Genomic DNA, 24,689 nt, shown 5'->3' with positions numbered 1-24,689 from the left:
CTGAACACCTCCTTTGTGGTGGATGCGACCTGTGACCGTCCTGTCGTAGGGGACAGTCAGGAGCGCGACAAGGTGTAAGGGACCGAGTCAACAAGCTCGGTCGTTTACGGCCGAGAAGCTGACGACAGGGCTCCTTCGGGGGCGGCGGCCGGCGCCGGCCGGCCGGCGGTGCCCGCGGTACGGGCGCCGGGGGTACGGCGGGTGGCGAACGCGGTGTGCACCAGGCCGGCGAGCAGCGCGCCGACCACCTCGGCGCCGACGTAGACCGGCAGTTGGCCCCAGTGCACGGTGCCGTCGTAGAGCGCGCCGATGACCATCGGGCCGAACGCGCGGGCGGGGTTGACGGCCGCGCCGGTGGCCGGGCCGATCGGGATGATCACCGCGAACACCGCGAGGCCGATGGCGAGTCCGGCGAAGCCGCCGGGCGCGCGGCGGTCGATCGCGCCGAAGATCACGAAGACCAGGATGAACGTGCCGATCGCCTCGGCGGCGAAGGCGTGTCCCGCGCCGGTCGGTGCGGCGTAGGAGGCGATGCCCAGTCCGGCGCCGACGGCTCTGCGGCCGAGTACGGCGACGATGGCGAGCGCGCCGAGCAGCGCGCCGGCCGCCTGCGCGGCGAGGTAGCCGGGGACGTCGCGCCAGGGCATCCGGCGGGTGGCGGCCAGCGCGAGGGTGACCGCGGGGTTGATGTGGCAGCCGGATATGTGGCCGATCGCGTACACCATCGCGATCACGACCATCGCGAACGCGAAGGCGATCATGCCGAGTTCGGCCATCGTGAAGGGCGCGGCGCCGCCGAGCAGGGTCGTGGCGGGCACGGAGCCGACGCCGACGAACACCAGCATCGCGGTGCCCAGCAGCTCGGCGAGAAGTTTCTGCGGGTAGGTCGGGAGTGCGGTGTCTTCCATCCTGAGCGCCCGGCCGCCGGTGGCGGTCGCGGGCTCTCACCTCCTGCGCGTGCGGGGCGGGTGGTGTGGGCGTTGCGGGGAGAGGCGTGCCGGGGAGAGCGGACGGGTGGCCGCCAGGCAGGTCAGGGCAGGGTCCATGCCTGGCGGCCGGTCGGGCAACGGGAGAGGGGAGCCAATCCTCCCTATTACCGAATGACGTTCATTAATGATGAACGTAGTGGGAAGTTAAGCGGGCGTTTCGCCGGTGTCAAGGGGTTCGGCGCCATGTGGGAGCCCAACTCCCTACGGCCCAGCGTGTGTTGCCGGAGCCCGTGGGGCGGACGGAAGCACGGCCCGGCGCATGGCGGCATACGGGGGCATGCGGGGGCGTGACCCGGCATGCCCCCGCATGCTCACGCATGCGGAAGGGCCGGCGCTTCACGCGCTCGGCCCCGGTACGGCGCCGCGCCCGCCGCCCAAGGCGCGTGGGCGCGGGGAGAGTTCAGCCGGCCGCACCCCGCGCCGTACCCCGTGCCGCCCCGCGCGGCGCGCCGAGGTCCCGGGACAGGTTGCGGGCGGTCTCCCGTACCGCGACGGCGAGTTCCTGCCGGGCGGGCTCCGCGAGCAGCCGCTCGACCGGCCCGACCACGCCGATCGCGCCCACCACGGCGCCGGAGCGGTCGAAGACGGGCGCCGCGACCCCCGCGTCGCCGATCGCCGACTCCTGGTCCTCCAGCGCGTATCCCTGCGCCCTGACCTGCGCCAACTGGGCGGCGAGCGGCTCGCGTCCGGTGATGCTCGCGCCGGTGAGCACGGTCAGCTCGCCCGCCAGCAGCCGCTCGCGCTCCTCGTCGGGGGCGAAGGCCGCCACGGCCTTTCCGAGCGCGCAGGTGTTCCACGGGATGGACGCGCCGACTTCCAGGATCTGGACGGCCCCCTCGGGACGGAAGGCGTGGTGCACCACCAGCATGTGGTCGCCGGTCGGCACCGCGACCCACACCGCCTCGCCGGCCCGGCGGGCCAGCAGGTCCGCCCAGGTGAGCGAGCGGGACCGCAACTCCTGGGTGTCCAGGTAGGAGTTGCCCAGGTGCACCAGATAGGGGCCGAGCTGGTACTTCGAGCTGTCCCGGTCCTGCACCACCATGCCCTCGGCCTCCAGGGTGCGCAGCAGCGCGTGCACGGTCGGCTTGGCCACGCCGAGCCGCTCGGCCAGCTCGGTGACCCCCAGCCGGGGGCCGGTGACGGCCAGCTCCCGGAGGATCTGGACGGCACGCTGCACCGCTTGCACCATGGGAAAACCTCTTCGTTCGGTATTGCTGAATGCTGTTCCGAGATCTAGCATCGCTGTTCATGACTGAACTTGTCGGCATCGTACTCGTGTCCCACAGCTCCGAAGTGGCCGCAGGGCTGCGCCGGCTGCTCGGCCAGATCGGCTCCGACGCCGTTCCGGTGGCCGTCGCGGGCGGCACGGACGACGGCCGGATCGGCACCAGCTACGCGCGTGTCGCCGCCGCGGTCAAGGAGGCCGACCGCGGCGCCGGCGTGCTCATCCTGCCGGACCTGGGCAGTTCCGTGCTCACCGCCCGGGCCGTCCTGGAAGACCAGCCCTGCGACGGCGCAGTGATCGCCGACGCCCCCTTCGTCGAGGGCGCCGTGGCCGCCGCGGTCACCGCCGCGGCCGGGGCGGACCTCGCCGCCGTACTCACCGCCGCCACGGAGGCACGCCATGTCAGCAAACTCTGAACCGTCCGTCCGCACCGCGCCCGAGCCCACCGCGGAGATCTCCGTGGTGCTGCCGGCCGACCTGCACGCCCGCCCGGCCGGCCGGATCGCCCAGGCCGCCGCGCGGTTCACCAGCGACCTGTTGCTCCAGTACGGGGAACGCAGCGCCAACGCGGCCGGCGTGCTGGCCGTCATGGGCCTGGGCGCGACCGCCGGGCGTACGGTGACCGTGCGGGCGCAGGGGCCGGACGCGCAGGCGGCGGCCGCCGCGCTCGCGGAGATCCTGGCGACGGCGACGTAGCGGCCGGCCCGGGCGCCGGCGTCCCCGCGGGCGTCGGCGCCCCCACGGGTGCCGGCATCGGTACGGCCGCAGGTCCGCCGGGGTCTTCGCGGCCGCCCGCGCCCGCCGTCCGTACGTACCCGCACCACCGCAGGAGCCGCCCCCGTGGCCACACCGCCGCACTCCCCCGCCGACCCGCCCGCGTCCACACCCGCGCCCGAGCCCACGGCCCGGATCGGGTTCGGCCTGGCCGCGGTCGGCCGCCCCGGCTACATCAACCTCGGCCGCGACCGGGACCTGCCGCCCGACCGCACCGTGGACGCGATGCGCCGCCGCACCCACGAACTGCTCGACCTCGCCTACGCGGACGGCGTGCGCGACTTCGACGCGGCCCGGTCGTACGGCCGTTCCGAGGAGTTCCTGGCGCAGTGGCTCGACCTGCGGGAGCCGCCCGGGGTGGTGGTGTCCAGCAAGTGGGGCTACACCTACACCGCGGGCTGGCGGGTGGACGCGGAGGCGCACGAGATCAAGGACCACAGCCTGGCCACGTATGAGCGGCAGCTCGCCGAGACCCGCGCGCTGCTCGGCGACCGGCTCGACGTCTACCAGGTGCACTCCGTCACCCCGGACAGCCCCGCGCTCACCGACCCCGCGCTGCACCGCGCGCTGGCCGAACTGGCCGCGCGGGGCGTCCTCGTGGGCCTGAGCACCAGCGGCCCGGCGCAGGCCGACGCGATCCGCGCGGCGCTGGCGGTCACCGTCGACGGCGCGCCCCTCTTCCGCAGCGTGCAGTCCACCTGGAACCCGCTCGAACCCTCCGCGGGACCGGCCCTCGCCGAGGCACACGCCGCCGGCTGCCGAGTGATGGTCAAGGAGGCCCTCGCCAACGGTCGGCTCGCCGCGCCGGATTCCCGCCTCGCCCCCGTACTCGGCCCGCTCGCCGCGGCCCTGGGCACCACGCCGGACGCGGTCGCCCTCGCCGCCGCCCTCCACCAGCCGTGGGCCGACGTGGTCCTGTCCGGCGCCGCGACCGCCGCCCAGCTCACCTCCAACCTCCGTGCCCGGCAGGTCGTGTTCACCCCGACCCAGCTCGCCACGCTCGCGGAACTGGCCGAACCGCCGTCCGCCTACTGGCGGCACCGCGCCGGACTGCCCTGGAACTAGCGCGTGGCGTGAAGCGGCGCGTCCCCGGCGGAGGAGATCGGACTCCCCCGCCGGGGACGCGTGACCGCCGTGCGGCGCTTGCTCCTTGGTGAGGCCTGCCCCTTGTGAGGACGTGCTACTTGACGGACATCGCGAAGACGTGGATCGCGGCCTGGTTCGGCAGGGTCACCGACTGCACCGTCTTGCCCGCGTCGAGGCTCACGGTGTTGGAGAACACCTGGTAGCTGGTGCCGAAGTTGGCCGGCCCGGACGGGGTGTCCCGGTGGTCGGTGGTCAAAGCGACCTGGGAGCCGTAGTCGTTCGTGGTCGAGCAGCACCAGTTGGGGAAGCCGAGGGTGCCCGTGCTGGTGGTGCCGTCGGTGTAGGTGACCGTGACGGTCCCGGAGGTGAAGCCCGCTTCGGCGCCGAGGAAGGCCAGTTGGCTGCCGGAACCGGCGAGGGTGATCTCCTGCCCGGCGGCCGTGGCGTTGTCCGGGGTGCCGGGCGCGGACGCGGGCCAGGTGAAGGTCTGCCCGTTGGCCTGGATCGTGGCACCGGGGGTGGCGCCCACCTTCGCGAGGGCGTCGGCGGAGTAGCTGTCACCGGACCCGTCGAAGTCGCCCTTGGAGGTGTCGCTCTCCGGCGTCGTGCCGATGTTGTTGAACGCGGCGGCCAGCGACGGGTAGGGCACCACCGAGGTGATGGTCAGCGGCCCGCTCACCGTGCCGCTGCCGGCGAGGCCCGCACGGTAGCTCGCGGTCGCGGTGACCGTGGAGACCGTGGTGCCCGGCTGGGCGGTGGGCGCGGTGACCTGGACGGTCGCCGAGGCGGTCCGGCCCGGGTTCACCACCAGCCCGAGCAGCGCCTTCGACGGCGAGACCTTCCAGCCGGACGGGGCGCTCAGCGCGACCGTGGCGCCCAGCAGCGGGCTCGCGCCGTGGTTGGTGAGGCTGACCTGGTACCGGTCCGGGTGCGCGGTGGTGCTGACGTCCTTCCAGCTCACCGCGGTGGCGGGCTGCTGGAGCGGGCTGCCGCCCGGGGCGACCCGGTACAGCACGGTGCCGTGCGGGGGCACGTCCGCGGAGATGGTGCCGGTGGTGACCGTGGTCTTCTTCGTCACCAGGTCCTTGAGCGTGAACGACGAGCCGTGCGCGAAGCCCGCCTTGGCCGCGGTCGTGGTGATCGTCTGCGCGGTGTCGGAGCTGTTGAACAGCGCCACCGCCCGCTGCCCGCCCGCGAGTTGCTTGGAGAGCACGTCATAGCCGTCGCCCTGCTGGACGATCCGGCCCTGCAGCCCGGTGCGGTCCTGGTCGACCGCGATGACGTCCTTGTTGCCGAGCACCGCCAGCGCGTCGGCGGACAGGTGGGTGAGGTCGGTGCTGGAGATCAGCGGCGCGGCCATCATCGACCACAGCGACATCTGGCTCTGGATCTCGTCCCGGCTCAGCCCGGAGTCGCCGGCCAGCAGGAAGTCGGGGTCGTTCCAGCGCCCGGGGCTCTGCAGGTCGGCCAGGCCCACGTTGTACTCGTAGTTGTAGAGCAGCGAGGACCACTTGGCCGCGCCGCTCTCCTGGCCGAGCGCGATGTCCGCGCCCTCCCGCCACAGGTTGCCGACCTGCGCCGACCAGCCGATGACCTTGTCCCAGTCGGCCCCGCCCTGGAAGTACGCGGGCGCGGAGACCGAGAAGACCATCGGGCGACCGGTGTTGAGCATCGCCTGGCTCCACGCGGAGTACGTGTCGTGGTAGCTCTGCTCGTCCGTCTCGCCGGGCTTCGTCGGCACGTTGCAGCCGTCGAGCTTGACGTAGTCGACCTTCCACTTCGCGAACAGGTCGGCGTCCTGCTGCCAGTGGTCGAGCGAGCCGGGGTAGCCGCCGCAGGTGGCCGTGCCGGCGTCCTCGTAGATGCCGAACTTCAGTCCCAGCTTGTGCAGTTGGTCGCCCACGTAGGCCATGCCGTCGGGGAACTTCACCGGGTCGGGCACCAACGCACCTGAGCTGTCACGGGACTTGGCCATCCAGCAGTCATCGGTGGTGACCGTGTCGTACCCCTTGGCGGCGAGTCCGCTGCTGACCAGGGCCTTGGCGTTGTCGAGGATGGTCTGCTCGTCCATGTTGCACTGGTAGTACGACCAGTCGTTCCAGCCCATGGGCGGGGTGGGGGCGTAGTTCGGGTACGGCGCCGACGACGCGTCCGCGGGGGTGCCCGCCGACGCGCCGGGAGCGGTGAACAGGAGTCCGGTGAACGCCAGCGCGAGACAGCCGCTGCCGGCCAGGGCGGCGCGCGTGCGCCGGGCGAGAGGTGATGTCACAGGGGCAACCTCACTGATCGGTCGGGCCGCCGCGGGGCGGCCGCTCCAGAACCATGCGAGGACTATCTAGGCAGGCCTGCGCGAAATTGACAAGAGCATGCCCCTTATGAACATCTCGAATCAGCTTCACGCAGGGGGACCTGCGCGGGCGGGGCGAACCGGGCGGGCTCCTTCAGGGACCCCACGGGTGCGGGCGCCACGAGGACGGCCCGGCGCGGACTCCCGTGCACGGGCCGGCCGTTCAGACGCAGGACACCTCGACGCCCTGGGCCACGAACTGCTCCACCAGTTCCTCCGGCGCGCCCTTGTCCGTGATCAGCACGGAGATCGCCGACACGTCGCAGACCTGGGCGAAGGCCCGCTTGCCCAGCTTGGTGGAGTCGGCGACCACGACCACCTTCTGGGCCCGCTCGGCCATCGCGCGGTTCGCGCTGGCCTCGCCCTCGTCGTGGGTGGCCGCGCCGAACCGCGGATCGACCGTGTTCACCCCGAGGATCGCGTAGTCCAGCGAGATCGCCTGGAGCACCATCGTGGCCAGCGGCCCGGTCAGCTCGTACGAACTCGGCCGCGCCACCCCGCCGGTGACGACCGTCTTCACATACGGCCGCACCGCCAGCTCGTTGGCGATGTTGATCGCGTTGGTCACGATGGTCAGCGCGGTGGCGTTGCCGCGCTCGGCCAGGTCCGCCCGCATCGCCAGTTCCCTGGCCACGTCGGAGGTGGTCGTGCCGCCGTTGACGCCGACCACCGCGCCCGGCGGGATCAGCGCGGCCGCGGCCTTGGCGATGCGCTGCTTCTCGTCGGCCTGGCGCCCGGCCTTGTAGCGCAGCGGCAGGTCGTACGCGACGCCGCTGAGCACGGCGCCGCCCCTGGTCCGGGTCAGCAGCTGCTGCCTGGCCAGTTCCTCCATGTCCCGGCGCACCGTGGCGGCGGAGACGTCCAGCAGTTCGGCCGCCTCGGCCACGCTGATCCGGCCCCGGTCGCCCAGGACCTCCAGCAGCCGCGTCCAGCGCTCGTGCGTCCCCATCGACTCCGCCCTCCGTTTCGGCCGATCGGAGAGCGAGCGTATCGCGCCGCGATCGGCCCCGACCTGCGCAAGGCGCTCTGCGCGGTTCTGGCGTTTACGGCGTGAACCGATCACATCCACGCAGCGCGCGGGGCTGCGGCAACCCTCCCTCACGGTACCGGCCGCATTCCCGGCGCCCGCCCGGCGGGTGGTGCTCCCGCGGTTCCCCGCGCCGCCAGGAGGATGCGGCTCCTTCCGCCGAGGGGCGCCAAGTCGGGGGCGGGGAACGGCGGATACGCGGGCTGGGGGCAGGCTCGCGGCCCCGCGGGGAAGGCTCCCACGGGGCCGCGAGGTCAAGGGGCGGGGAGGACGCGGCATGCCCTCCCCGCGGGCGCCCGCCGACCGCGGAACCGTCAGCGGTGGCACGGCTGTCGGCGGCTGAACCGCCAACCGCGCCGAGACCGTCAGCCGGACTCGTCAGCCGAGGCTCGACCGTCAGCCGCGGCCTCGGATGTCGCGGCCACGCTGGTTGACGCCGGGAACGCCGTAGGGGTAATCCGCGGCGCCCGGGTCACTCGCGGTGTCCAGCCGCTCGACCTGCTCGGCGGTGAGGCGCAGGTCCACCGAGCCGAGGTTGTCCTCCAGCTGCTCCAGGGTGCGGGCGCCGAGGATCACGGAGGTGACGGCGGGGCGGCCGAGCAGCCAGGCGAGGGCGACCTGGGCCATCGTGGCGCTCTGCTCGTCGGCGACGGCGCGGACCGCGTCCACCACGTCCCAGGTCCGGGCGATCGCGCTGCGCCGGTGGTACGACTCGACACCGCGATCGGGGTTCTCACCGAGCCGGGTGGCGCCGGTGGGCAGTTCGTCACGGCGGTACTTGCCGGTCAGCCAGCCGCCGCCGAGCGGGCTCCACGGCAGCAGGCCGAGGCCCTCGGACTCGCAGGCGGGGGTGATCTCCCACTCGATCTCCCGGGCCAGCAGGCTGTACTGCGGCTGGAGGGTGACCGGGCGGGTCAGCCCGCGGAAGTCCGCGACGTCCACGGCCTTCTGCAACTGCCAGCCGGTGAAGTTGGACAGGCCCACGTAGTGGATACGGCCCTGCCGCACCGCGTCGTCGAGGAAGCGCAGGGTCTCCTCCACGGGGGTGTACGGGTCCCAGGCGTGCACCTGGTAGAGGTCGATGCAGTCGACGCCGAGCCGGCGCAGCGACGCGTTGAGCGCGCGGTCGAGGTGGCGCCGGGACAGCCCGGCGTCGTTGGGGCCGTCGCCCATCGGGAAGCGGCCCTTGCTGGCGATCTCCACCCGGCCGGTGATGTCGGCGGGGCGGGCGGCCAGCCAGCGGCCGATGATCTCCTCCGAGACGCCGGAGCTGTAGACGTCCGCGGTGTCGATGAGGGTCCCGCCGGCGGCCACGAACCGGTCGAGCTGCGCGAACGCGCCCTTCTCGTCGGTCTCGGCGCCGAACGTCATGGTGCCGAGCGCCAGCGTCGAAACGCTGGCCCCGCTGCTGCCGAGGGTGCGGTACTCCATGCGGGTTCTCCGGTTCTGCCGGCGGTCCGCCGGCGACGGGTGATGCGGGTGGTGCGGCCCGCGACGGGGTGCGGGGCCACGTGCACCATGCTGTCCCCGACCCGGAAGACTCGTCCAATAGAAGAAAGAGAACGGATTCATCGACTAGATTTCTCAATCGTGGAACTGCGTCAGCTGGAGTACTTCGTCGCCGTCGCCGAGGAACGGCACTTCACCAAGGCCGCACACCGGCTGCTGGTCTCGCAGTCGGGACTGTCGGCGTCGGTGCGCGCGCTGGAGCGGGAACTCGGCTCCCCGCTGTTCATCCGGACCACCCGCAGCGTCGAACTCACCGGCGCGGGAAGGGCGTTGCTCGGCGAGGCGACCCGCACGCTGGCCGGCGCCCGCGCCGCGAAGGAGGCGGTGGCGGCGGTGCAGGGCCTGCTGCGCGGCAGCCTCGCGGTCGGCACCGAGCAGTGCGTGACGGTCGACGTCGGCGCGCTGCTGGCCCGGTTCCGGGCCCGGCACGGAAGCGTCGAGGTGCGGATGCGGCAGGCGGGTTCCGCCGTGCTCGCCCAGGACGTGGCGGACGGCCGGCTGGACCTGGCGTTCGTCTCGCTGCCGGGGCCGCCGCCGGAGGGCGTACGGCTGCTGCCGCTGACCCGCGAGCCGATGGTGCTGCTGTGCGATCCGCGACACCCGCTGGCGGGCGAGCCGCGGGTGGAGTGGGCGCGGCTGGCGGGTGAGACCTTCGTGGACTGGCACCAGGACTGGGGCGCGCGGCAGTTGACCGACCAGGCGTTCGCGGCGAGCGGCGCGGTACGGCGGGTGGCGCTGGAGGTGTACGACGTCCACACGCTGATCGACCTGGTCCGGCACGGGCTGGGCGTCGCGGTGGTGCCCCGGCCGATCTCCCGCAAGGAGCAGGCCGCGACGCTGGCGGTGGTGCCGCTGGCCGGCCCGGGCGGATCGGACTGGGAGGTGTCGGTCGCGCTGCCGAAGGGCGACCGCCCGAGCCCGGCCGCCCGCGAACTGCTGTCGTATCTGGACCTGGCGCAGGTGAAAGGCCCGCGCCGCGCACCGGACACCGAGGAAGGGACCCGCCGGTGAACCCCGAACCGACGCCGAACACGGCGCCCCCGCCCCCGCCCGGGTCCGACGCCGCACCCGCACCCGCACCCCAGGCCGACGCCGCACCCGAATCCGGCTCCGCACCCGAATCCGGCTCCGCACCCGATGCCGCGTACGGGCCCGCGCTCGGGCTGGACCTCGAAACGGCCCGCAAGACGCTCGACAGCCAGCCGTTCAGCCGGCTGGTCGGCGCCGAGCTGACCGCGTTCGGCGCCGGCGGCGCGGTCCTGGAGGTGGCCGTCCGCGAGGAGTTGCGGCAGCAGAACGGCTTCCTGCACGGCGGCGTGCTGGCGTACGCCGCCGACAACGCGATCACCTTCGCCGCCGGTTCGGTGCTGGGCGCGTCGGTGCTGACCGGCGGGTTCACCATCCAGTACGTCCGGCCGGGCACCGGGGTGAGGCTGGTGGCCCGGGCGCAGACCGTGCAGGCCGGGCGGCGTCAGGCGGTGTGCCGGTGCGACCTGTACGCGGTCGCGGCCGACGGCGCCGAGACGCTGTGCGCGGTGGCGCAGGGCACGGTGCTGCGGGTGAGCGGGCAGGCCGGCCCGCGGGCCGACTGAGCGGCGACGGCGACAGCGACGGCCGGTGCGGCGACCGCTCGCCGCACCGCCCGTTTCAGCGTCCGGAGTGCGCGGGCTCGCCCTCGCGGCGCCCGGCGTGGTGGGCGATCAGCCGGCCGAGCAGCGCGGTCAGCTCGGCGCGCTCCTTCGCGGTGAGCGGCGCGAGCAGGTCCTCCTGGGCGGTGTCGAGGATCGCGTCGAGGCGGCGCAGGTGGGCGCGGCCGGCGGAGGTGAGCGTGATGACGTTGCGCCGCCGGTCGTCGGGGTCGGGTGCGCGCTTGACCGCGCCCTGGGCCTCCAGTTCGTTGATCACGGCCACCAGGTCGCTGCGGTAGATGCCGGTGCGCCGGCTCAACGTGGCCTGGCTGGCGGGGCCGTACTCCTCCAGGGCGGCGAGGGCCGCGTAGTGCCACTTGCGGGCGTCGACCGCGGCCAACCGGCCGCTGATCATGCGCTCGCCCTGGGCCGCGGCGAGGTTGAGCAGGCGGCTGGGCAGGGCCGCGAGCCGCTGCGGGGTGCCCGCCTGATCGTCCGGGAGCGGCATGTCGTGCGCGGTGTCCATGGCCGCATCGTACTCCGTTGTGTTTGTCGCACTAACGATGTACTTTCGTTAGTGCGATGAACGTTAGCCACACCAACGGAAGGTGTTTCTCATGCCCACCCTCGACGTACTCGACTCGTTCCTGCACTACGAGCAGGCCGGGCCCGGCGCGGCGGAGGCCGTCGGCGCGCCGCTGGTCTTCCTGCACGGCAACCCCACCTCCTCGCACCTGTGGCGGCACGTCCTGCCGAAGGCCGCGGCGGCCGGGCGACGCTGCCTGGCTCCCGACCTGATCGGCATGGGCCGCTCCGGCAAGCCCGACATCCCCTACGCGTTCGACGACCACGCCCGCTATCTGGACGCCTGGTTCGACGCGCTCGGCCTGGAGCGGGCGGTGCTGGTCGGGCAGGACTGGGGCGGCGCGCTCGCCTTCGACCGCGCCGCCCGCAACCCCGCCTCGGTCGCCGGGCTGGCCGTCATGGAGACGATCATCCGGCCGATGACCTGGGAGGACTACCCGGCCGCCGCCCGCTCCCGGTTCAAGGCGTTCCGCACCCCCGGCACCGGCGAGGAACTGGTCCTGGACAAGAACGTCTTCATCGAGGACAGCTTCGAGCAGACCGTGCTCGGCGACCTGCCGGCCGCCGACCACGACGTCTACCGGGCCCCGTACCCGACCCGCGAGTCCCGCCGGCCGCTGCTGCGCTGGGCCCGCTCGATGCCGCTGGAGGGCGAACCCGCCGACGTGGTCGCCCGGGTCTCCGCATACGACGAGTGGCTCGCGGCCAGCCCCGGCACCCCGAAACTGCTGCTGACCTTCGACTCCTCGCCCACCTTGGGCATCGGCGAGGCGATGACCGCCTGGTGCGCCGAGCACATCTCCGCGCTGGAGATCGAGCCCTGCGGTCCGGCCGGCCACCTCGCCCCCGAGGACCAGCCGGACGCGATCGCCGCGGCGGTCACCTCGTGGGCAGAGTGGCACAGCCTGTAGCCTGCGGTCCTACGAGAGGACCCCAAGCGCCATGCCGTTGCAGATCAGGGCCACCGACGCCGGCCACCCCGCCGACCTCCTCGACCTGCCGTGGGGCCTGCCGCTGGAGCAGTGGCCCGACGAGACGCTGGTCGCGCTGCCACGCGGCATCTCCCGGCACGTGGTGCGCTTCGCCCGCGCCGGCGACGAGGTCGTGGCGGTCAAGGAGGTCAGCGAGTGGGCGGCGGCCCGCGAGTACGAACTCCTGCGCGACCTGGACCGGTTGGCGATCCCCGCGGTCGACCCGATCGCGGTGGTCACCGGCCGGGTGGCGGCCGACGGCACCGCGCTGGAGCCCGCGCTGATCACCCGGCACCTGGGCGGCTCGCTGCCGTACCGGTCGATGTTCGAGACCACGATGCGGCCCGGCACCGTCAGCCGGCTGCTCGACGCGCTGGCGGTGCTGCTGGTCCGGCTGCACCTGGTCGGCTTCGCGTGGGGCGACTGCTCGCTGTCCAACACCCTCTTTCGCCGCGACGCCGGAGCGTACGCCGCCTACCTGGTCGACGCCGAGACCGGCCAGATCCAGCCCAGGCTCAGCGCCGGCCAGCGCGACTACGACATCGAGCTGGCCCGGGTGAACATCGCCGGGGAGCTGATGGACCTGGAGGCGGGCGGCTCGCTGCACCCGTCGGTGGACCCGGTCACCTTCGCGGAGGCCATCTGCTCCCGCTACGGCGACCTGTGGCACGAGCTGACCCGCGAGTCCGTCTACCCGGCGGGCAAGCGGCACTACATCGACCGCCGAATACGCCGGCTCAACGGCCTCGGCTTCGATGTCGCCGAGATGCAGATCCAGCGCTCGCCGGGCGGCGACACCGTCACCTTCCTGCCGAAGGTCGTGGACGCCGGCCACCACCAGCGCCAGTTGCTGCGGCTGACCGGCCTGGACACCGAGGAGAACCAGGCCCGCAGCCTGCTCAACGACCTCGAACAGTGGATGACCACGCAGGACGACTACGCCCCCGGCGATCCCCTGGGCGCCCGGCCCGAGGTGCTGGCGCACCGCTGGGTCCGCCAGGTCTTCCGCCCCACCGTCCGCATGGTGCCGCGCGACCAGCGCGGGAAGATGGACCCCGCGCAGCTCTACCACGAGCTCCTCGAACACCGCTGGTACCTGTCGGAGCAGGCCGAGGGCGACGTCGGCCTGGAGGCCACCGTGGCGAGCTACCTCGCGGACGTGCTGCCGCACGTGCCCGACCCGTCGGCGGTCACGTCCGGCGAGGAGTGACGCGAGGCCGCCGGAGGTGTTTGCCGACGGCGCTGCGCCGGCGGACGCCGCTCGGTGCGGACCTTCCCCTGCTCTTGGCCCGGCCGTGCGAAGATCCCCGATGCCCTCACCTCTGGACGTCGCCCTCCCCACATCCGCCGAGATCAAGGCACCGCTCACAGCCTCCACCGGCACCCGGACCACCTCGCACCATGCCTGCATGCCGCCTCAGCGGACTCCCGCCTGCTCGTGCTGGAGGACCTGTACCCGCGCACCGAACTGGCCGACCTGCCGCACCGTTATCGGGGCCGGGCCAGGTCGAGGACTTCCGCCGGGCCCTGGGCCTGGACAGTCGGCGGCCCTGCGGCGCCGCCGCCGGCCCGACACCGACACCGACACCGCCGCCGCCACCCCCCTACACCTGGCGTGAACGGTAGGGCGGACCGGCCGGGTCGAGCTGTCCAGCAGATGGAACCCCGGATCGCCCTTTGCGACGCCCGCTTCTGGGGGTGCTACGGCCGGGTGTGCGTGGTGTGTTCGGCCAGTACGGTACGCAGGAAGGCCAGTGAGTCCGTCGGCGTGAGGGCGGTGTCGCGGAGCAGGTCGTAGGCCAGGCGCAGCGGTTCGACGTCTTCGGGTTCCTCGACGAGGTGGCCGCTCCAACTGCTCCGCGTGTACGCCACGACGTGGCCGTCCTGGAAGAAGATCAGCTCCAGGCAGCTGCGGATGTGGTGCGGGCCGGTCCCGAACGGCACCACGTGCAGCGACACGTCGGGCTGCTGGGCGACGTCGATGAGGTGTTCCAACTGGCCGGTCCACGTCTGGGGGTTGCGCGCCCCGCGCCGTAGGACGGCCTCGTCGATCAGCGCGCGGTAGTGCACCGGGTGGGGTCCGGTGAGGCGGTCCTGGCGCTTGAGCCGCTCGGTGACTTGCGCGCTCAACTGCTTGATGCTGTGCGGGCGGGCAGTACGGAGCTGCTCTTCGGCGTAGGCGCGGGTCTGGAGCAGGTACGGCACCGCGCTGACCGCGTACTCCTGGACGCTCACCGCGTCCGCCTCCAACGGGGCAAGACCCAGGAACGGCTTGTCCTTCGCCTCGCGTTTGGCCAGGTGCCACAGCTTCACCAGCAGGGTCCCGGTGCCGTACACCTTGTCCAGCGCCGTGGCCGCCTCCACGGTGCCCAACCGTTGTCCCCGCTCCAGCCGGTGCAGGTACGACTGCTCGTACATGCACAGTCCCGCGAGTTCCATCAACGTCATCCCCGCCTGCTGGCGCCGATAGGCCAACTCACTGGCGTACAACTCCCGCGCGGACAACCACTCCCAGTCGATGAGCATCCTGGTGGTGCCCTTCTCGCCGCTGGTGCCGGCCATACGGATGTCCTCTCTACGGTGTCGTTCGTGCTCGCCAAGTCCCCTTGTCCGGACTCGAACCGGAGTCATCGGGCCGACCCGCACGCATGAACGGAGGCAGTGCGGGGGCCCGGGCTCTTCCTGACTGAGCTACAAGGGGAAGTACGTCAACGGTGGTCGGGCGGCGTGGCCGGACCGGTGCACTCGCTCTGCCGACAGCGCTTGCAGCCGCACGGCCTCAGAGCGCTGCTCAACGGTGTCGGCAGGGTTGCCGGCTGCACGTCGTAACGGTCCCGGACGGTGGTGCGCTCCCCGGACATCGGATTGACCCGATACACGGCGATGGTCATACCCATGGCCCGTTCCTCTCCGTAGTGGGTCCACTACCAAGGAGAGTCAGCGTGTCCTAGACTTCAGGGGTCTTCAACCTGCACGATCTGACGGGGGAGTTAGGTGACTCGCCGTTGAACCGCAAAGAGCTGAAGCCCGAGAGTTCGCCAGTCGCAGCGTTCGGTGAGCGGCTGCGCAGGTTACGGGACGAGCGCGGGTGGACGCAGGACGAGTTGGCCGAGCGCATGGGGTACTCGGGTACGCATATATCTGCCGTGGAAACTGGTCGTCGGTCTCCAACTCCCCGGTTTTCGACCATTGCTGACAAGGTGCTCGGGACGGGCGACCAGCTCGAACGCCAGGGCAGGGCCGTGCGCTCGGACGCCTTGCTGGAAGGGTTTCCGGAGTTCGTCGCGCACGAGGCCAAAGCGGCGGAGATCAGGCTGTACGAGGTCGGCGTCATACCGGGGTTGCTCCAGACCCCGGACTACGCGGCGGCGCTCACGGCAGGAACCGTCAAACGTGGTGCGATCACCCCCGAGCAAGGAGACGAACGCAACGCACTCATCGCACAACGCCAAGCGACTCTGGACCGGATACCGCTTCCTCTGGTCTTCGTGGTGCTCGACGAGAGCTGCCTCAGGCGACCGATCGGGGACAGTGCGGTCATGGAAGCCCAGTTCACGCGGCTGCTTGAGTTCGCCGACCTGCCGAACACGGTCGTTCAGGTGGCGCCGTTCACCATGGGCGCGCGCCGATCGCTCAGCCTGCCCTTGTACCTCTTGACACTGTCGGATCGCTCGCTCATCTCGTACGCCGAGTCCGCCCATCAGGGCCACCTGGAACGGGAAACCCCATTCGTGCTTCCCGTGTTGACGGCCTACCATCAACTCCAGGCCGAAGCGCTGTCGCAGGCGGCGTCGGTGGCCATGATCAACCGGCTACGAAAGGGCAGTCTGTGACGACCGAGACTCCGCGTTGGTTCACGTCCTCGTACAGTGAGAACGGTGGCGCCTGCATCGAGGTCGCCGCCAACCTTGCCGCCTCGCGTGGCGTCGTCCCCGTCCGAGACTCCAAGGACCCGAGCGGCCCGGCGTTGGACTTCTCCGCCGACGCGTTCGCCTCCTTCGTGGCGGGCGTCAAGGCCGGCGAGTTCCCCCTCGTCTGACCCGTTCCCGCTCCCGCACCACGCATCAACGGCCCTGCTACCCCTCACAGGTAGCAGGGCCGTACGCACTGGGGCCACGTACGCCAAGCGACGGGAACAGAGGCAAATCCAGCGTGAAATCGTCTCCGCTGCAACCGTTTTGGGGGCCTACCATCGGCTGCGTGATGACCGAGACTCCGCGTTGGTTCACGTCTTCCTACAGCGACAACGGCGGCCAGTGCATCAAGGTCGCCGCCAACCTCGCCGCCTCCCATGGCCTGGTCCCCGTCCGAGACTCCAAGGACCCGAACGGCCCGGCGCTGGCCTTCCCGGCCGACGCGTTCGCCTCCTTCGTGGCAGGCGTCAAGGCCGGCGACTTCCCCCTCGCCTGAACCCACTCACGCGACGCTCCCCAATCGAAAGGGTGCCCCGTGACGACCGAAACCCCCCTTTGGTTCACATCCTCGTACAGCAACAACGGCGGCCAGTGCATCGAGGTCGCCGCCAACCTCGCCGCCTCCCATGGCCTGGTCCCCGTCCGAGACTCCAAGGACCCGAACGGCCCGGCGCTGGCCTTCCCGGCCGACGCGTTCGCCTCCTTCGTGGCAGGCGTCAAGGCCGGCGACTTCCCCCTCGCCTGACCCGCACCCGTACCACCCACCAACGGCCCCGCTATCTCCACGGCGGGTTCTCGTGATCCCCGCAACACCCTGGCTTCCAGGAGTTGCGGGGATCGTGGATTTTGAGGGGTTGAAGGCGAGGTTCTTCGAGGCGTTGGATCGGGAGGACGGCAGTGCCGCGGGTGCGGCGGCGGGACGCTGCGGCACAGCCCGGGGAAATGAGGGCTATGGCGACTCCTCAGCGCTGGACTCCACCTGGCGGTAGCGATACGAGAACAGGTCCGACACGGGAAACCGGGAGGCCGAGGCGGAGACTGCGCCGTCTCCGGCGGAGGGACGCGAGACGTCACGGGGGAACAAGCGGCGGGCGGCGGTGATTGACGCTGGGGCACAGCGACACCGCCCAGCGACACCGCAGGGACCGAAGGGGACGCACCGTGGATCTCGAACTGACCGGCCGTCGGGCCGTCGTCACCGGCGGCAGCCGGGGCATCGGGCTGGCCACCGCCAAGGCGCTGGCCGCCGAAGGCGCCGACGTGGCACTCGTCGCGCGCGGCGCCGACGCGCTCGCCGCCGCCGTCGAGGCGGTCCGCGCGCACGCCGGCCCGGACCGCACGGTGGTCGGCCTGCCCGCCGACACCGGCGACGACGCCTCGGTGGCGGCGCTCGCCGCGGAGGCGGTCCGCGCGCTCGGCGGCGTGGACATCCTCGTCAACGCCGCCGCCACGCCCAGCCCGGGCAGCTTCCCCGAGGACACGCTGGAGGAGGAGTTCAACGTGAAGGTGCGCGGCTATCTGCGCACCGCGCGGGCCTTCGCGCCGGCCATGGCCGAGCGCGGCTGGGGCCGGATCATCAACGTCAGCGGGCTGGCGGCGCGTCAGACCGGTTCGGTGGTCGGCTCGGTACGCAACGTGGCGGTGGCCGCGCTGAGCAAGAACCTCGCGGACGAACTCGGCCCGCAGGGCGTGAACGTGGTCGTGGTCCACCCCGGTCTGACCCGCACCGAGAAGACCCCGCAGACCCTCGCCACCATGGCGGCGAACCGGGGCGTGAGCGTCGAGGACGTGGAGCGCGCCGCCGCCGCGGGCATCTCGATCGGCCGGCTCGTGACGGCGGAGGAGGTCGCGGACGTCATCACGTTCCTGGCGAGCCCGAAGAGCGTCGCGCTCAACGGCGACCCGGTGGTGGCCGGCGGCGGGGCGCTCGGCCCGATCTTCTACTGACCCTTCGCACGTTCGGGTGATGATCTGATGATCTGTTAGTTCTGATGGTCGATCAGCACGCGCGGGGCCGGCGGGGCCGTTCCTACGGTGGAGCGTGCCTTCGTCTGCCCCGCTGCCCGAGTCCCGTCCCCCCGCCGCCTCCCCCCTGCACGGACCGGCGGACCCACCCGCGCCCCGCAAGGACATCGGCCCGGGGCCCCGTAAGGACAGCAGCCCGGAAACCGGCCAGGTGGCTGACCGGAACGCCGACCGGAACGCCTCCCGGAGATCCGGGCCACCGGCCCGAGGTCAGCGACTCGCCGGCCTGGACGGGCTGCGCGCGCTCGCCGTCGCGGCCGTCGTCGCGTACCACGTGGACCCGGACTGGCTGCCCGGCGGCTACCTCGGCGTGGACGTCTTCTTCGGTATCAGCGGCTTCCTGATCACCCATCTGCTCCTGGCCGAGCACCGGCGGGACGGCCGGATCGGGCTCGGCGGGTTCTGGCGGCGCCGCGCGGTCCGGCTCCTGCCCGAACTGCTGCTGGTGCTGACCGCCTGCGCGGTGGCCGCGCGGCTCACCGCGGGACGCGGCACCGGCATCGGCGACGGCCTGCGCGGCGACACCCTGGCCTCGCTGGCGTTCGTCAACAACTGGTGGCAGATCCACCAGGGCGCCGACTACTTCCACCACTTCGGCAGCCCGCCGCTGCTCCAGCACCTGTGGTCGCTGAGCGTGGAGGAGCAGTTCTACCTGGTCTGGCCGCTGCTGCTGGCCGTCCTCCTGCCGCTCGCGCGCGGCCGCCGCCGGCCGCTGCTGACCGGGACCCTCGCGGTACTCGCCGCCGGCGGCGCGGCGACGTCGCTGTGGCGGATGCACGCGCTCGGCCCCGGCGCCGCCGGCGGCTCCCGGGCGTACTTCGGCACCGACTCGCACTGCGGCGCGCTCCTCGCGGGCTGCGCCGCCGCGCTGGCCCTGCCCGCGCTGACCCGCTACGCCGCCCGGCTGCCGCACCGCGGCCGGGCCGCGGTGCGCACCGCGCTCGCGGCGCTGGCCGGCTTCGCCGTACTCGGCCCGGGCAACGGCGTGATGTACGGGTGGGGCTTCGCGGTGGTCGCGCTGGCCACCACGGTGGTGTGCGCGGGCTGCGCGCTCGACGCGCAGCCGCGGCTGCTGGACACCGCACCGCTGCGGCTGCTCGGCCGGCACTCCTACGGGCTCTACCTGTGGCACTGGCCGGTCGTCGTGACCGCGAACGCCCTGTGGCCCGACACCTCCACGGCCGTACGCGCGGTGGAACTCCTCGCGCCGCTGCTCCTCGCCGTCGCCGGCCAGCGGCTGGTGCAGCGGCCGATCGCCGCGGCCCTGCGCCGGCAGCCGGACCGTAGGGCGACGCGCGGCGGAACGGCGGGGCACGGCGGGACAGCGACGCACGGCGGAACGGCGGGGCACGGCGGGACGGCCGGGCGGGACACGACGATTCCGCGGGCCGGCGGGGCACTTCCGCCGGACGAGAAGGCGCGGCAAGGGCAGGCAGCGGCCGGACTGCTCCCGGCACCGGCGGCCTTGCTGCGACTCGCGCACCGTACGGCTCCGCGGGCCCGGGTGGTCAGGCGGCACCCGGCACTGGCGGTGGTGGTCGGCGCGGTCGCGCTCGCGGCGGCCGCGGTGCTGGTCAGTCCGGCGTCGGCGCCCAGCGCCCTGCAGAGCCAGTTGCAGGCCGGGGCGAAGTACGAGGCGACGCTCGCCGGGAAGGGCGGCGGGGACGCCCACTTCGCCGCGCCCCACGGCTCGTCCGGTACGGCGGCGGACCCGGCGTCTCCCCCGGCCCCGGTGCCCGCGCCTCCCGCCGACCCGGGCGCGTCGGCGCCGCCCGAGCGGTCCCCCTCCGCGGCGCCTTCCCTCGCGCCCGGCACGGTCGACGGCAGCGACATCACGATGATCGGCGACTCGATCACGCTGGGCTCCGCGCAGGATCTGCACCGGGTGCTGCCCGGCATCCAGCTCTACGCCCAGGTCGGGCGGATGATGGAGGACGCCCCCGACATCTGCGCGCAGCTCCTGGCCCAGCACCGGCTGCGCGGCACCGTCGTGCTGGCGCTCGGCACCAACGCGACGTTCAGCACGGAGGACGTGGACCACGTCCGCGCCGTGGTCGGCGACCGCCGGATCGTACTGACCACCGTACGCGGGCCGTTCCCGTGGCAGGACAGCGTCAACAGCGCGGTGCGCGACTACCACGCCGACCACCCCGAAGTGCTCCTGGACGACTGGTACTCCACCGTCGCCACCCATCTGGGCCTGCTGTGGATCGACCACGTCCATCCGCGCGGCGGCGCCGGCACCACGCTGTTCGCGACCAGCCTCGCCGACACCCTGACCGCCGGCGACTCCTGACGGCGACGTGCTGGGGCGGGTGCGGGCGCGGGTCAGTGCAGGCAGATGCCCAGCACGCAGGGCGGCTTGCCTGACGGGGTGGTGGGGGGTGCGGAGGTCGGGGTGCCGGTGGGCGACGCGGACTGCGGTGCGGACGTACCGGTGCTGGGGGTGGTGACGCTGCCGGAGGCCGTGGTGCCCGCTGCCCGGGGTGTGGCGGGGGCGGAGGAGGCGGCTTTGCCGGAGCCTGCGGCGGGCGGGCGTCCGGCCGAGGTGCGGGGGTGCCCGGTGAAGGGGCTGCGGGGCGGCGCGCTGGAGGCGGGGGCGGCGGCGGCCGGCGCCGAAGTGCCATGCGGCGAGGGGTCGTCCGGGACGGACGCGGCGGGCGGGGTCGAGGAGGAGCCGGCGGATATGACCGCCGCGGCTACGCCGCCCCCGACCAGTGCGAACGCGGCGACGACCGCGGCGCGGCGGCGGTTCCTGCGGCGCCGCTCGTCGAGCGGTTCCGGGCCGGTGCCCGGGGTCGGCTGCGGGCCGGCGCCGGGCGTGCGGGAGGCTGAGGTCGCGGAGACCTCGGGCGCTCCGGCCGGGTCGGGCCGCTCCGGGGGCAGCGCCACCTTGGCCGAGGGCGGGCCGGCCGGGGAGGCGTCGGCGGAAGGCGCGTCCGGGCGCGGCGCCGTCGGCTCTGCGGTGGCGGACCCGCGTGGCGCCGGGAGCCGTTCGCGGTCGCGGTCGTACGGCGTCTCGGGCGCCGCGGGGACGGCCGGGATGGACACCGTCGGCGCCTCGGGGGCGGGCGCGCCGTCCGGCTCCGCCGCGAGGTCGTCCACGGGGTCGCCGTCCACGGGCGGCAGGTCGGCCGGTGCCCGCCCGGCCGGGCCGCGCGGGTCGATGTCGGGCGCGTAGGCACCGCAACCCGGGCACATGAAGGCGCCGTTGAGGGTACGACGGCAGGTCGAGCAGTAGTCCATCCGCGGGTCGTCCGCGTCGCCCGCCGCACGACCCGGACGAGTCGCCGGTGTGCTCATTGGCCCCGCTCCTCTCTCCGGGCTCCCGTTTCCCATGGGCCGCAAGGCTAGTTCACCGCGAGCCGTGCTCCGGGGGCGGGGCGGAGGCCCGCCCCCGGCGCTTCCCGTCCGGTGGGGCGGCGCGGCCCGAACATCGTGCGGGGTGAGGAGAGTTGGCGCCGTCGCCGCGCGGTCACGGGGAGGCGTCGCCGGCCCGCGCCGGGCTCGTCCGGTCGCCGGTCTCCGCCGTACGGAGGGCGTCCGGCGCCTGGTCCGGGAGGTCCGGCTCGTCCTGGTCGTCCGGCGGGTCCGGGAGGTTCCGGCCGAGGCGGGCGAGCGGGGAGCAGGCGAGGTACAGCGGGGAGAGGGTCATAGCGGCGGCGGTCGCCAGCAGCGCGGCGCGCAGCCCGTAGCGGGCGGCGAGACCGCCACCGGTCAGGGAGCCGAACGGGCCCAGACCCATGCCGACGACGTTGATGGTCGCGACCACGCGGCCCTGGAGCCGTAGCGGTGTGACGGCCTGCCGGACGGCGGTGGTGGTCACGTTGACGAGCTGGCTGAAGGCGCCGTAGACGAAGTTGATCGCCATGAGGGCGCCGAGGGTGGCGGCGCCGGAGCCGTGGAGCGCGGGCACGCACAGCATCGCGCCGTCGGCGAGCGCGGCCGCGCCGACGAGCACCACGCCGTATCCGATCCTGGCCGGCAGCCGGGCGGACAGCGCGGAGCCCACCAGCGCGCCCGGGCCGGTCGCCGCGAGCACCAGGCCGACCGCGCCGCCCGACAGGTGCAGCGCGCGCGGCAGGAACAGCAGGTACACGGTCATCAGGGCGGCGAAGGAGAACTGGAAGAGGCCCGACGCCGTGCCCACGGCCCGCAGCGCGGGGTCGCCGGCGACGAGCCGCAGTCCGTCGCGGATCTGCCACCACAGGCCGGCCGCGGGCTCGGGCGTCGGCTCGGGCGTCGGCTCGGACGCGGGTACGGGCACGGACGCGGGTACGGGCTCGGTCCGCGCTGGTCGCGGCTCGGGGCGCCGGATGCGGCGGATCGACAGGGCGGACAGCGCGAAGAAGAACACGCAGCCCGCGACCGCGACCGGAGCGGACAGCAGCGACACCAGCCCGCCGCCGAGCGCGGGGCCGCCGATCTGGGCGGCGGACCGGCTGCCCTCCAGCGCGCTGTTGCCCTCGGTGAGCCGATCGCGCGGCACCAGCCGTACGAGCGTGGCCTGGTACGCCACGTCGAAGCACACCGACAGGGACCCGGTGAGGAACGCGACGACGAGCAGCAGCGGAAGGCCGAGGCCGCCGAAGAGGTACGCCAGCGGGACCGCGGCCAGCACCGCGGCGCGGCCGAGGTCGGCGAGGACCATGAACCGGCGGGACCGCCGGCGGTCCACCCACACGCCGATCAGCAGCGAGAAGAGCAGGATCGGCGCCTGCTCGACGGCACGCAGGGCGCCGAGCCGGCCGGGGCCCGAGTGGAGTGCCACCACCGCGAGGAGCGGCAGGATCGTCCGGCCGGCCTGCTCGCCGAGTTGGGAGGCGGTCTCGCCCGCCCAGAACCTGCGGAAGTCGGCGTCCCGCCAGAGGGAGGAACGGGAAGAGCGGGAGGAACGGGGAGAGGGAGTCCCAACTGCGGTCGGCACGAGTGCCCCTTGGGTCGCGGAGAGCGGCGCCGGCTCCGGGGCGCGCGGGTGCGGCCCGCCGGGAACCGGGCAGGGAAAGGCTCGCTGTGCCGCTCTTCGACTTCAGGGGCAGCACGCGATGACGGGTCGGATACGACCTACGGCGTCAGCGCGTGCTTCGGTGACCGAGCACCTCAACTCTCCTTCATGGACGACCGCCTCATCGTAGCGGCGGGTCTTCGCCCGGCGCGGGCATTTTTTGCTCCACCCGGGCAGGTCCGCTCGGCGCGGGCTTTTTCCGCCTCGGGCGGGTCGGTCCGCCGCGGCCGGGCACGGCGGACCGAGGATGCGCCCCATGGTCACCAAGAACTTCGCCGCCGCGTTCATCACGTTCTTCTCCGTCGTGGGGCCGCCCAAGGTGCTGCTGTCGTTCGCGCACCTGGCGCGGGTGCACGACCGGAGGCGGCTGCGGCTGATCGCGCTGCTGTCGTCGGCGGTGGCGGTCGCGGTGGGCGCGCTCGCCGGGTTCACCGCGCCCTGGCTGCTGGAGCTGTTCCACATCTCCGCGCCCGCGCTCCAGTTGGCCGGCGGCGCGATCTTCTTCATCTACGCGATCAGCCTCGTGCTCGGCGTGCAACTCGGCCCCGACGGGCCGCAGGAGGACCACCCCGACGTGGTGAGCGGGCTCAGGGCGCTGCTGATGCCGTTCGTGGTGAGCCCGCTGGCGCTCACCGCGATCCTCATCGAGGCGTCCGAACGCGACTCGTGGACCTGGCGCGGCACCGTCGTCGGCGCGTACGACACCGTGATCGTGCTCGACCTCGCCTGCGTGATCGTGCTCGCGCCGCTCCTGCGCCGGACCCACCACACCATCACCGAACTCCTCAGCCGCCTGCTCGGCCTGCTGCTCGCCGCGGTCGGCGTCGACGTGATGCTCGACGGCCTGTCGGCGCTCGGCGTCCCCGGGTTGGGCCGCGGCGGGCACTGATCCCGGGGGTCTGCGGGGGTCCGTCGGCGTCGGCGGGGACCCCGCCCAGCCGCTCGACGGCGCCTGGCCTCACTCGATGGAGTCCAGCGCCGGGACGATGGTGGCGAACGCCCGGGCGGTCAGTTCGGCGGGGTCCTGAGCGCCGTCGCTGTCGCTCCACCGCCGCAGCACGGTGTCGAAGGCGGTGAGCGCCATCCCGGCAGCCAGCTGCGGGTACGGATCGGTGTCGGGATCGAGCCCAAGGCGCTGCGCCAACTCCGCCGCCAAGTCGTCGCGCCACTGGTCCTGGCGCTCCAGGAAGCGTGCGCGCAGGGCGGGGGTGCGCAGAATCAGCTGAACCACGCGCAGTGCCCGGTCGAAATGGTCGGCGCAGGCGGCCACGGGGACCCGGACCGTGTGCCGCAGGGCCACGGAAGGCTGCTCCTCGATGGGGCGAGACGCCAGCGCCGCGCGCATGCCACTGCCCATGTCGGCCAGGAAGGTGCTGTTCGGCCACATCCTCGCCCCGCTCCCCCAGCCCCCGGAACAGGGGGCGCTGCCCCAGCTGTACGCGGCCACCCCGGACGTGAAAGGCGGCGAGTTCATCGGGCCGGACGGCTTCGCCGACTTGCGCGGCGGCCCGACACGCGTGCAGTTGTCCACCGCGGCAGCCGATCCCCGGACCGGCCGCCGTCTGCGCTCGTATGGGGTGACGGCTCCCCCCTTGCTCCCGCTG

24 protein-coding genes, 1 tRNA gene and 2 pseudogenes are annotated in these 24,689 nt (G+C 73.3%); 15 read left to right on the top strand and 12 right to left on the bottom strand.

Annotated elements, in window-relative coordinates; all coding sequences use genetic code 11:
- Positions 1-104: 104 nt before the first annotated feature.
- Both OG370_RS36205 and OG370_RS36200 read right to left on the bottom strand, forming a co-directional pair.
- Positions 105-908: an MIP/aquaporin family protein gene (locus OG370_RS36205; RefSeq protein ID WP_328471855.1), complete on the bottom strand. Its 804-nt coding sequence runs from the start codon at positions 906-908 to the stop codon at positions 105-107.
- A 481-nt stretch (positions 909-1,389) separates the two neighbouring features.
- Positions 1,390-2,178, bottom strand: coding sequence for an IclR family transcriptional regulator (locus tag OG370_RS36200; RefSeq protein WP_328471853.1), 789 nt, complete (start codon positions 2,176-2,178; stop codon positions 1,390-1,392).
- 59 nt (positions 2,179-2,237) lie between these two features.
- On the opposite strand from OG370_RS36200, the gene dhaM reads away from it, so the two are divergent.
- The 3 genes from dhaM to OG370_RS36185 all read left to right on the top strand — a co-directional run bounded on the left by dhaM (position 2,238) and on the right by OG370_RS36185 (position 4,053).
- A complete protein-coding gene (gene dhaM / locus OG370_RS36195) occupies positions 2,238-2,630 on the top strand; it encodes a dihydroxyacetone kinase phosphoryl donor subunit DhaM (RefSeq protein ID WP_328471851.1) in 393 nt (130 codons plus the stop codon).
- The gene (locus tag OG370_RS36190; protein ID WP_328471849.1) at positions 2,614-2,910 is read left to right on the top strand and encodes an HPr family phosphocarrier protein; all 297 of its coding nucleotides are present in this window, start codon (positions 2,614-2,616) and stop codon (positions 2,908-2,910) included. Before dhaM ends, OG370_RS36190 begins: the two co-directional genes overlap by 17 nt.
- A gap of 144 nt (positions 2,911-3,054) precedes the next feature.
- Positions 3,055-4,053 (top strand): aldo/keto reductase, encoded by a 999-nt coding sequence (locus tag OG370_RS36185; RefSeq protein WP_328471847.1) that lies wholly within the window; start codon positions 3,055-3,057, stop codon positions 4,051-4,053.
- Between the two features lie 115 nt (positions 4,054-4,168).
- Here OG370_RS36185 and OG370_RS36180 read toward each other — a convergent pair whose 3' ends face one another.
- The 3 genes from OG370_RS36180 to OG370_RS36170 all read right to left on the bottom strand — a co-directional run bounded on the left by OG370_RS36180 (position 4,169) and on the right by OG370_RS36170 (position 8,879).
- Positions 4,169-6,343, bottom strand: a complete 2,175-nt coding sequence (locus OG370_RS36180) for an NEW3 domain-containing protein (RefSeq protein ID WP_328471845.1) — start codon at positions 6,341-6,343, stop codon at positions 4,169-4,171.
- 241 nt (positions 6,344-6,584) lie between these two features.
- Complete coding sequence (locus OG370_RS36175) at positions 6,585-7,370, bottom strand: DeoR/GlpR family DNA-binding transcription regulator (protein WP_328471843.1); 786 nt, start codon at positions 7,368-7,370, stop codon at positions 6,585-6,587.
- A 474-nt stretch (positions 7,371-7,844) separates the two neighbouring features.
- Complete coding sequence (locus OG370_RS36170) at positions 7,845-8,879, bottom strand: aldo/keto reductase (RefSeq protein WP_328471841.1); 1,035 nt, start codon at positions 8,877-8,879, stop codon at positions 7,845-7,847.
- A 159-nt stretch (positions 8,880-9,038) separates the two neighbouring features.
- Between OG370_RS36170 and OG370_RS36165 the strand changes: the two genes are divergently transcribed.
- Positions 9,039-9,968, top strand: coding sequence for a LysR family transcriptional regulator (locus OG370_RS36165; RefSeq protein ID WP_328471839.1), 930 nt, complete (start codon positions 9,039-9,041; stop codon positions 9,966-9,968).
- A gap of 152 nt (positions 9,969-10,120) precedes the next feature.
- Positions 10,121-10,549 (top strand): PaaI family thioesterase, encoded by a 429-nt coding sequence (locus tag OG370_RS36160; RefSeq protein ID WP_328474747.1) that lies wholly within the window; start codon positions 10,121-10,123, stop codon positions 10,547-10,549.
- A 55-nt stretch (positions 10,550-10,604) separates the two neighbouring features.
- Here OG370_RS36160 and OG370_RS36155 read toward each other — a convergent pair whose 3' ends face one another.
- Complete coding sequence (locus OG370_RS36155) at positions 10,605-11,111, bottom strand: MarR family winged helix-turn-helix transcriptional regulator (protein ID WP_328471837.1); 507 nt, start codon at positions 11,109-11,111, stop codon at positions 10,605-10,607.
- A gap of 91 nt (positions 11,112-11,202) precedes the next feature.
- On the opposite strand from OG370_RS36155, the gene OG370_RS36150 reads away from it, so the two are divergent.
- Positions 11,203-12,081: a haloalkane dehalogenase gene (locus OG370_RS36150; RefSeq protein WP_328471835.1), complete on the top strand. Its 879-nt coding sequence runs from the start codon at positions 11,203-11,205 to the stop codon at positions 12,079-12,081.
- Positions 12,082-12,112: 31 nt separating this feature from the next.
- Positions 12,113-13,351 (top strand): DUF4032 domain-containing protein, encoded by a 1,239-nt coding sequence (locus OG370_RS36145; RefSeq protein ID WP_328471833.1) that lies wholly within the window; start codon positions 12,113-12,115, stop codon positions 13,349-13,351.
- Positions 13,352-13,842: 491 nt separating this feature from the next.
- Here the strand turns inward: OG370_RS36145 and OG370_RS36140 are convergent, their stop codons facing one another.
- The 3 genes from OG370_RS36140 to OG370_RS36130 form a co-directional block, all read right to left on the bottom strand.
- Complete coding sequence (locus OG370_RS36140; protein WP_328471831.1) at positions 13,843-14,703, bottom strand: helix-turn-helix domain-containing protein; 861 nt, start codon at positions 14,701-14,703, stop codon at positions 13,843-13,845.
- A 39-nt stretch (positions 14,704-14,742) separates the two neighbouring features.
- A tRNA-OTHER gene (locus OG370_RS36135) sits at positions 14,743-14,842 on the bottom strand.
- 7 nt (positions 14,843-14,849) lie between these two features.
- Positions 14,850-15,038 carry a hypothetical protein gene (locus tag OG370_RS36130; protein ID WP_328471829.1) on the bottom strand — a complete coding sequence of 63 codons (189 nt, stop codon included), beginning with the start codon at positions 15,036-15,038 and terminating at the stop codon, positions 14,850-14,852.
- Positions 15,039-15,146: 108 nt separating this feature from the next.
- Between OG370_RS36130 and OG370_RS36125 the strand changes: the two genes are divergently transcribed.
- The 6 genes from OG370_RS36125 to OG370_RS36100 all read left to right on the top strand — a co-directional run bounded on the left by OG370_RS36125 (position 15,147) and on the right by OG370_RS36100 (position 20,376).
- Positions 15,147-15,974 carry a helix-turn-helix domain-containing protein gene (locus OG370_RS36125; RefSeq protein WP_328471827.1) on the top strand — a complete coding sequence of 276 codons (828 nt, stop codon included), beginning with the start codon at positions 15,147-15,149 and terminating at the stop codon, positions 15,972-15,974.
- The gene (locus tag OG370_RS36120) at positions 15,971-16,180 is read left to right on the top strand and encodes a DUF397 domain-containing protein (protein WP_328471825.1); all 210 of its coding nucleotides are present in this window, start codon (positions 15,971-15,973) and stop codon (positions 16,178-16,180) included. Before OG370_RS36125 ends, OG370_RS36120 begins: the two co-directional genes overlap by 4 nt.
- A 164-nt stretch (positions 16,181-16,344) precedes the next feature.
- On the top strand, positions 16,345-16,551 hold the full coding sequence (locus tag OG370_RS36115) for a DUF397 domain-containing protein (protein WP_443060919.1): 207 nt from the start codon (positions 16,345-16,347) through the stop codon (positions 16,549-16,551).
- 39 nt (positions 16,552-16,590) lie between these two features.
- Positions 16,591-16,800 carry a DUF397 domain-containing protein gene (locus tag OG370_RS36110; protein ID WP_328471821.1) on the top strand — a complete coding sequence of 70 codons (210 nt, stop codon included), beginning with the start codon at positions 16,591-16,593 and terminating at the stop codon, positions 16,798-16,800.
- 416 nt (positions 16,801-17,216) lie between these two features.
- Entirely contained in the window at positions 17,217-18,002 is a 786-nt protein-coding gene (locus OG370_RS36105; RefSeq protein WP_328471819.1) for an SDR family NAD(P)-dependent oxidoreductase, read from the top strand.
- Positions 18,003-18,231: 229 nt separating this feature from the next.
- Entirely contained in the window at positions 18,232-20,376 is a 2,145-nt protein-coding gene (locus OG370_RS36100) for an acyltransferase family protein (protein WP_328471817.1), read from the top strand.
- 32 nt (positions 20,377-20,408) lie between these two features.
- Here OG370_RS36100 and OG370_RS36095 read toward each other — a convergent pair whose 3' ends face one another.
- The gene (locus OG370_RS36095; protein ID WP_328471815.1) at positions 20,409-21,383 is read right to left on the bottom strand and encodes an SCO2400 family protein; all 975 of its coding nucleotides are present in this window, start codon (positions 21,381-21,383) and stop codon (positions 20,409-20,411) included.
- Positions 21,384-21,555: 172 nt separating this feature from the next.
- Positions 21,556-23,007, bottom strand: coding sequence for an MFS transporter (locus OG370_RS36090; protein ID WP_328471813.1), 1,452 nt, complete (start codon positions 23,005-23,007; stop codon positions 21,556-21,558).
- 334 nt (positions 23,008-23,341) lie between these two features.
- On the opposite strand from OG370_RS36090, the gene OG370_RS36085 reads away from it, so the two are divergent.
- Complete coding sequence (locus OG370_RS36085; RefSeq protein ID WP_328471811.1) at positions 23,342-23,974, top strand: MarC family protein; 633 nt, start codon at positions 23,342-23,344, stop codon at positions 23,972-23,974.
- 69 nt (positions 23,975-24,043) lie between these two features.
- Here OG370_RS36085 and OG370_RS36080 read toward each other — a convergent pair.
- Positions 24,044-24,454: pseudogene (locus tag OG370_RS36080) on the bottom strand (acyl-CoA-like ligand-binding transcription factor); the annotation flags it as partial.
- Here OG370_RS36080 and OG370_RS41615 point away from each other — a divergent pair.
- A pseudogene (locus tag OG370_RS41615) lies at positions 24,453-24,650 on the top strand (short-chain dehydrogenase); the annotation flags it as partial. The pseudogenes OG370_RS36080 and OG370_RS41615 overlap by 2 nt on opposite strands.
- Between the last annotated feature and the right edge of the window lie 39 nt (positions 24,651-24,689).

Source organism: Streptomyces sp. NBC_00448, from assembly GCF_036014115.1.
Lineage (GTDB): Bacteria > Actinomycetota > Actinomycetes > Streptomycetales > Streptomycetaceae > Actinacidiphila.
This window is presented reverse-complemented; position numbering and strand designations above follow the sequence as displayed.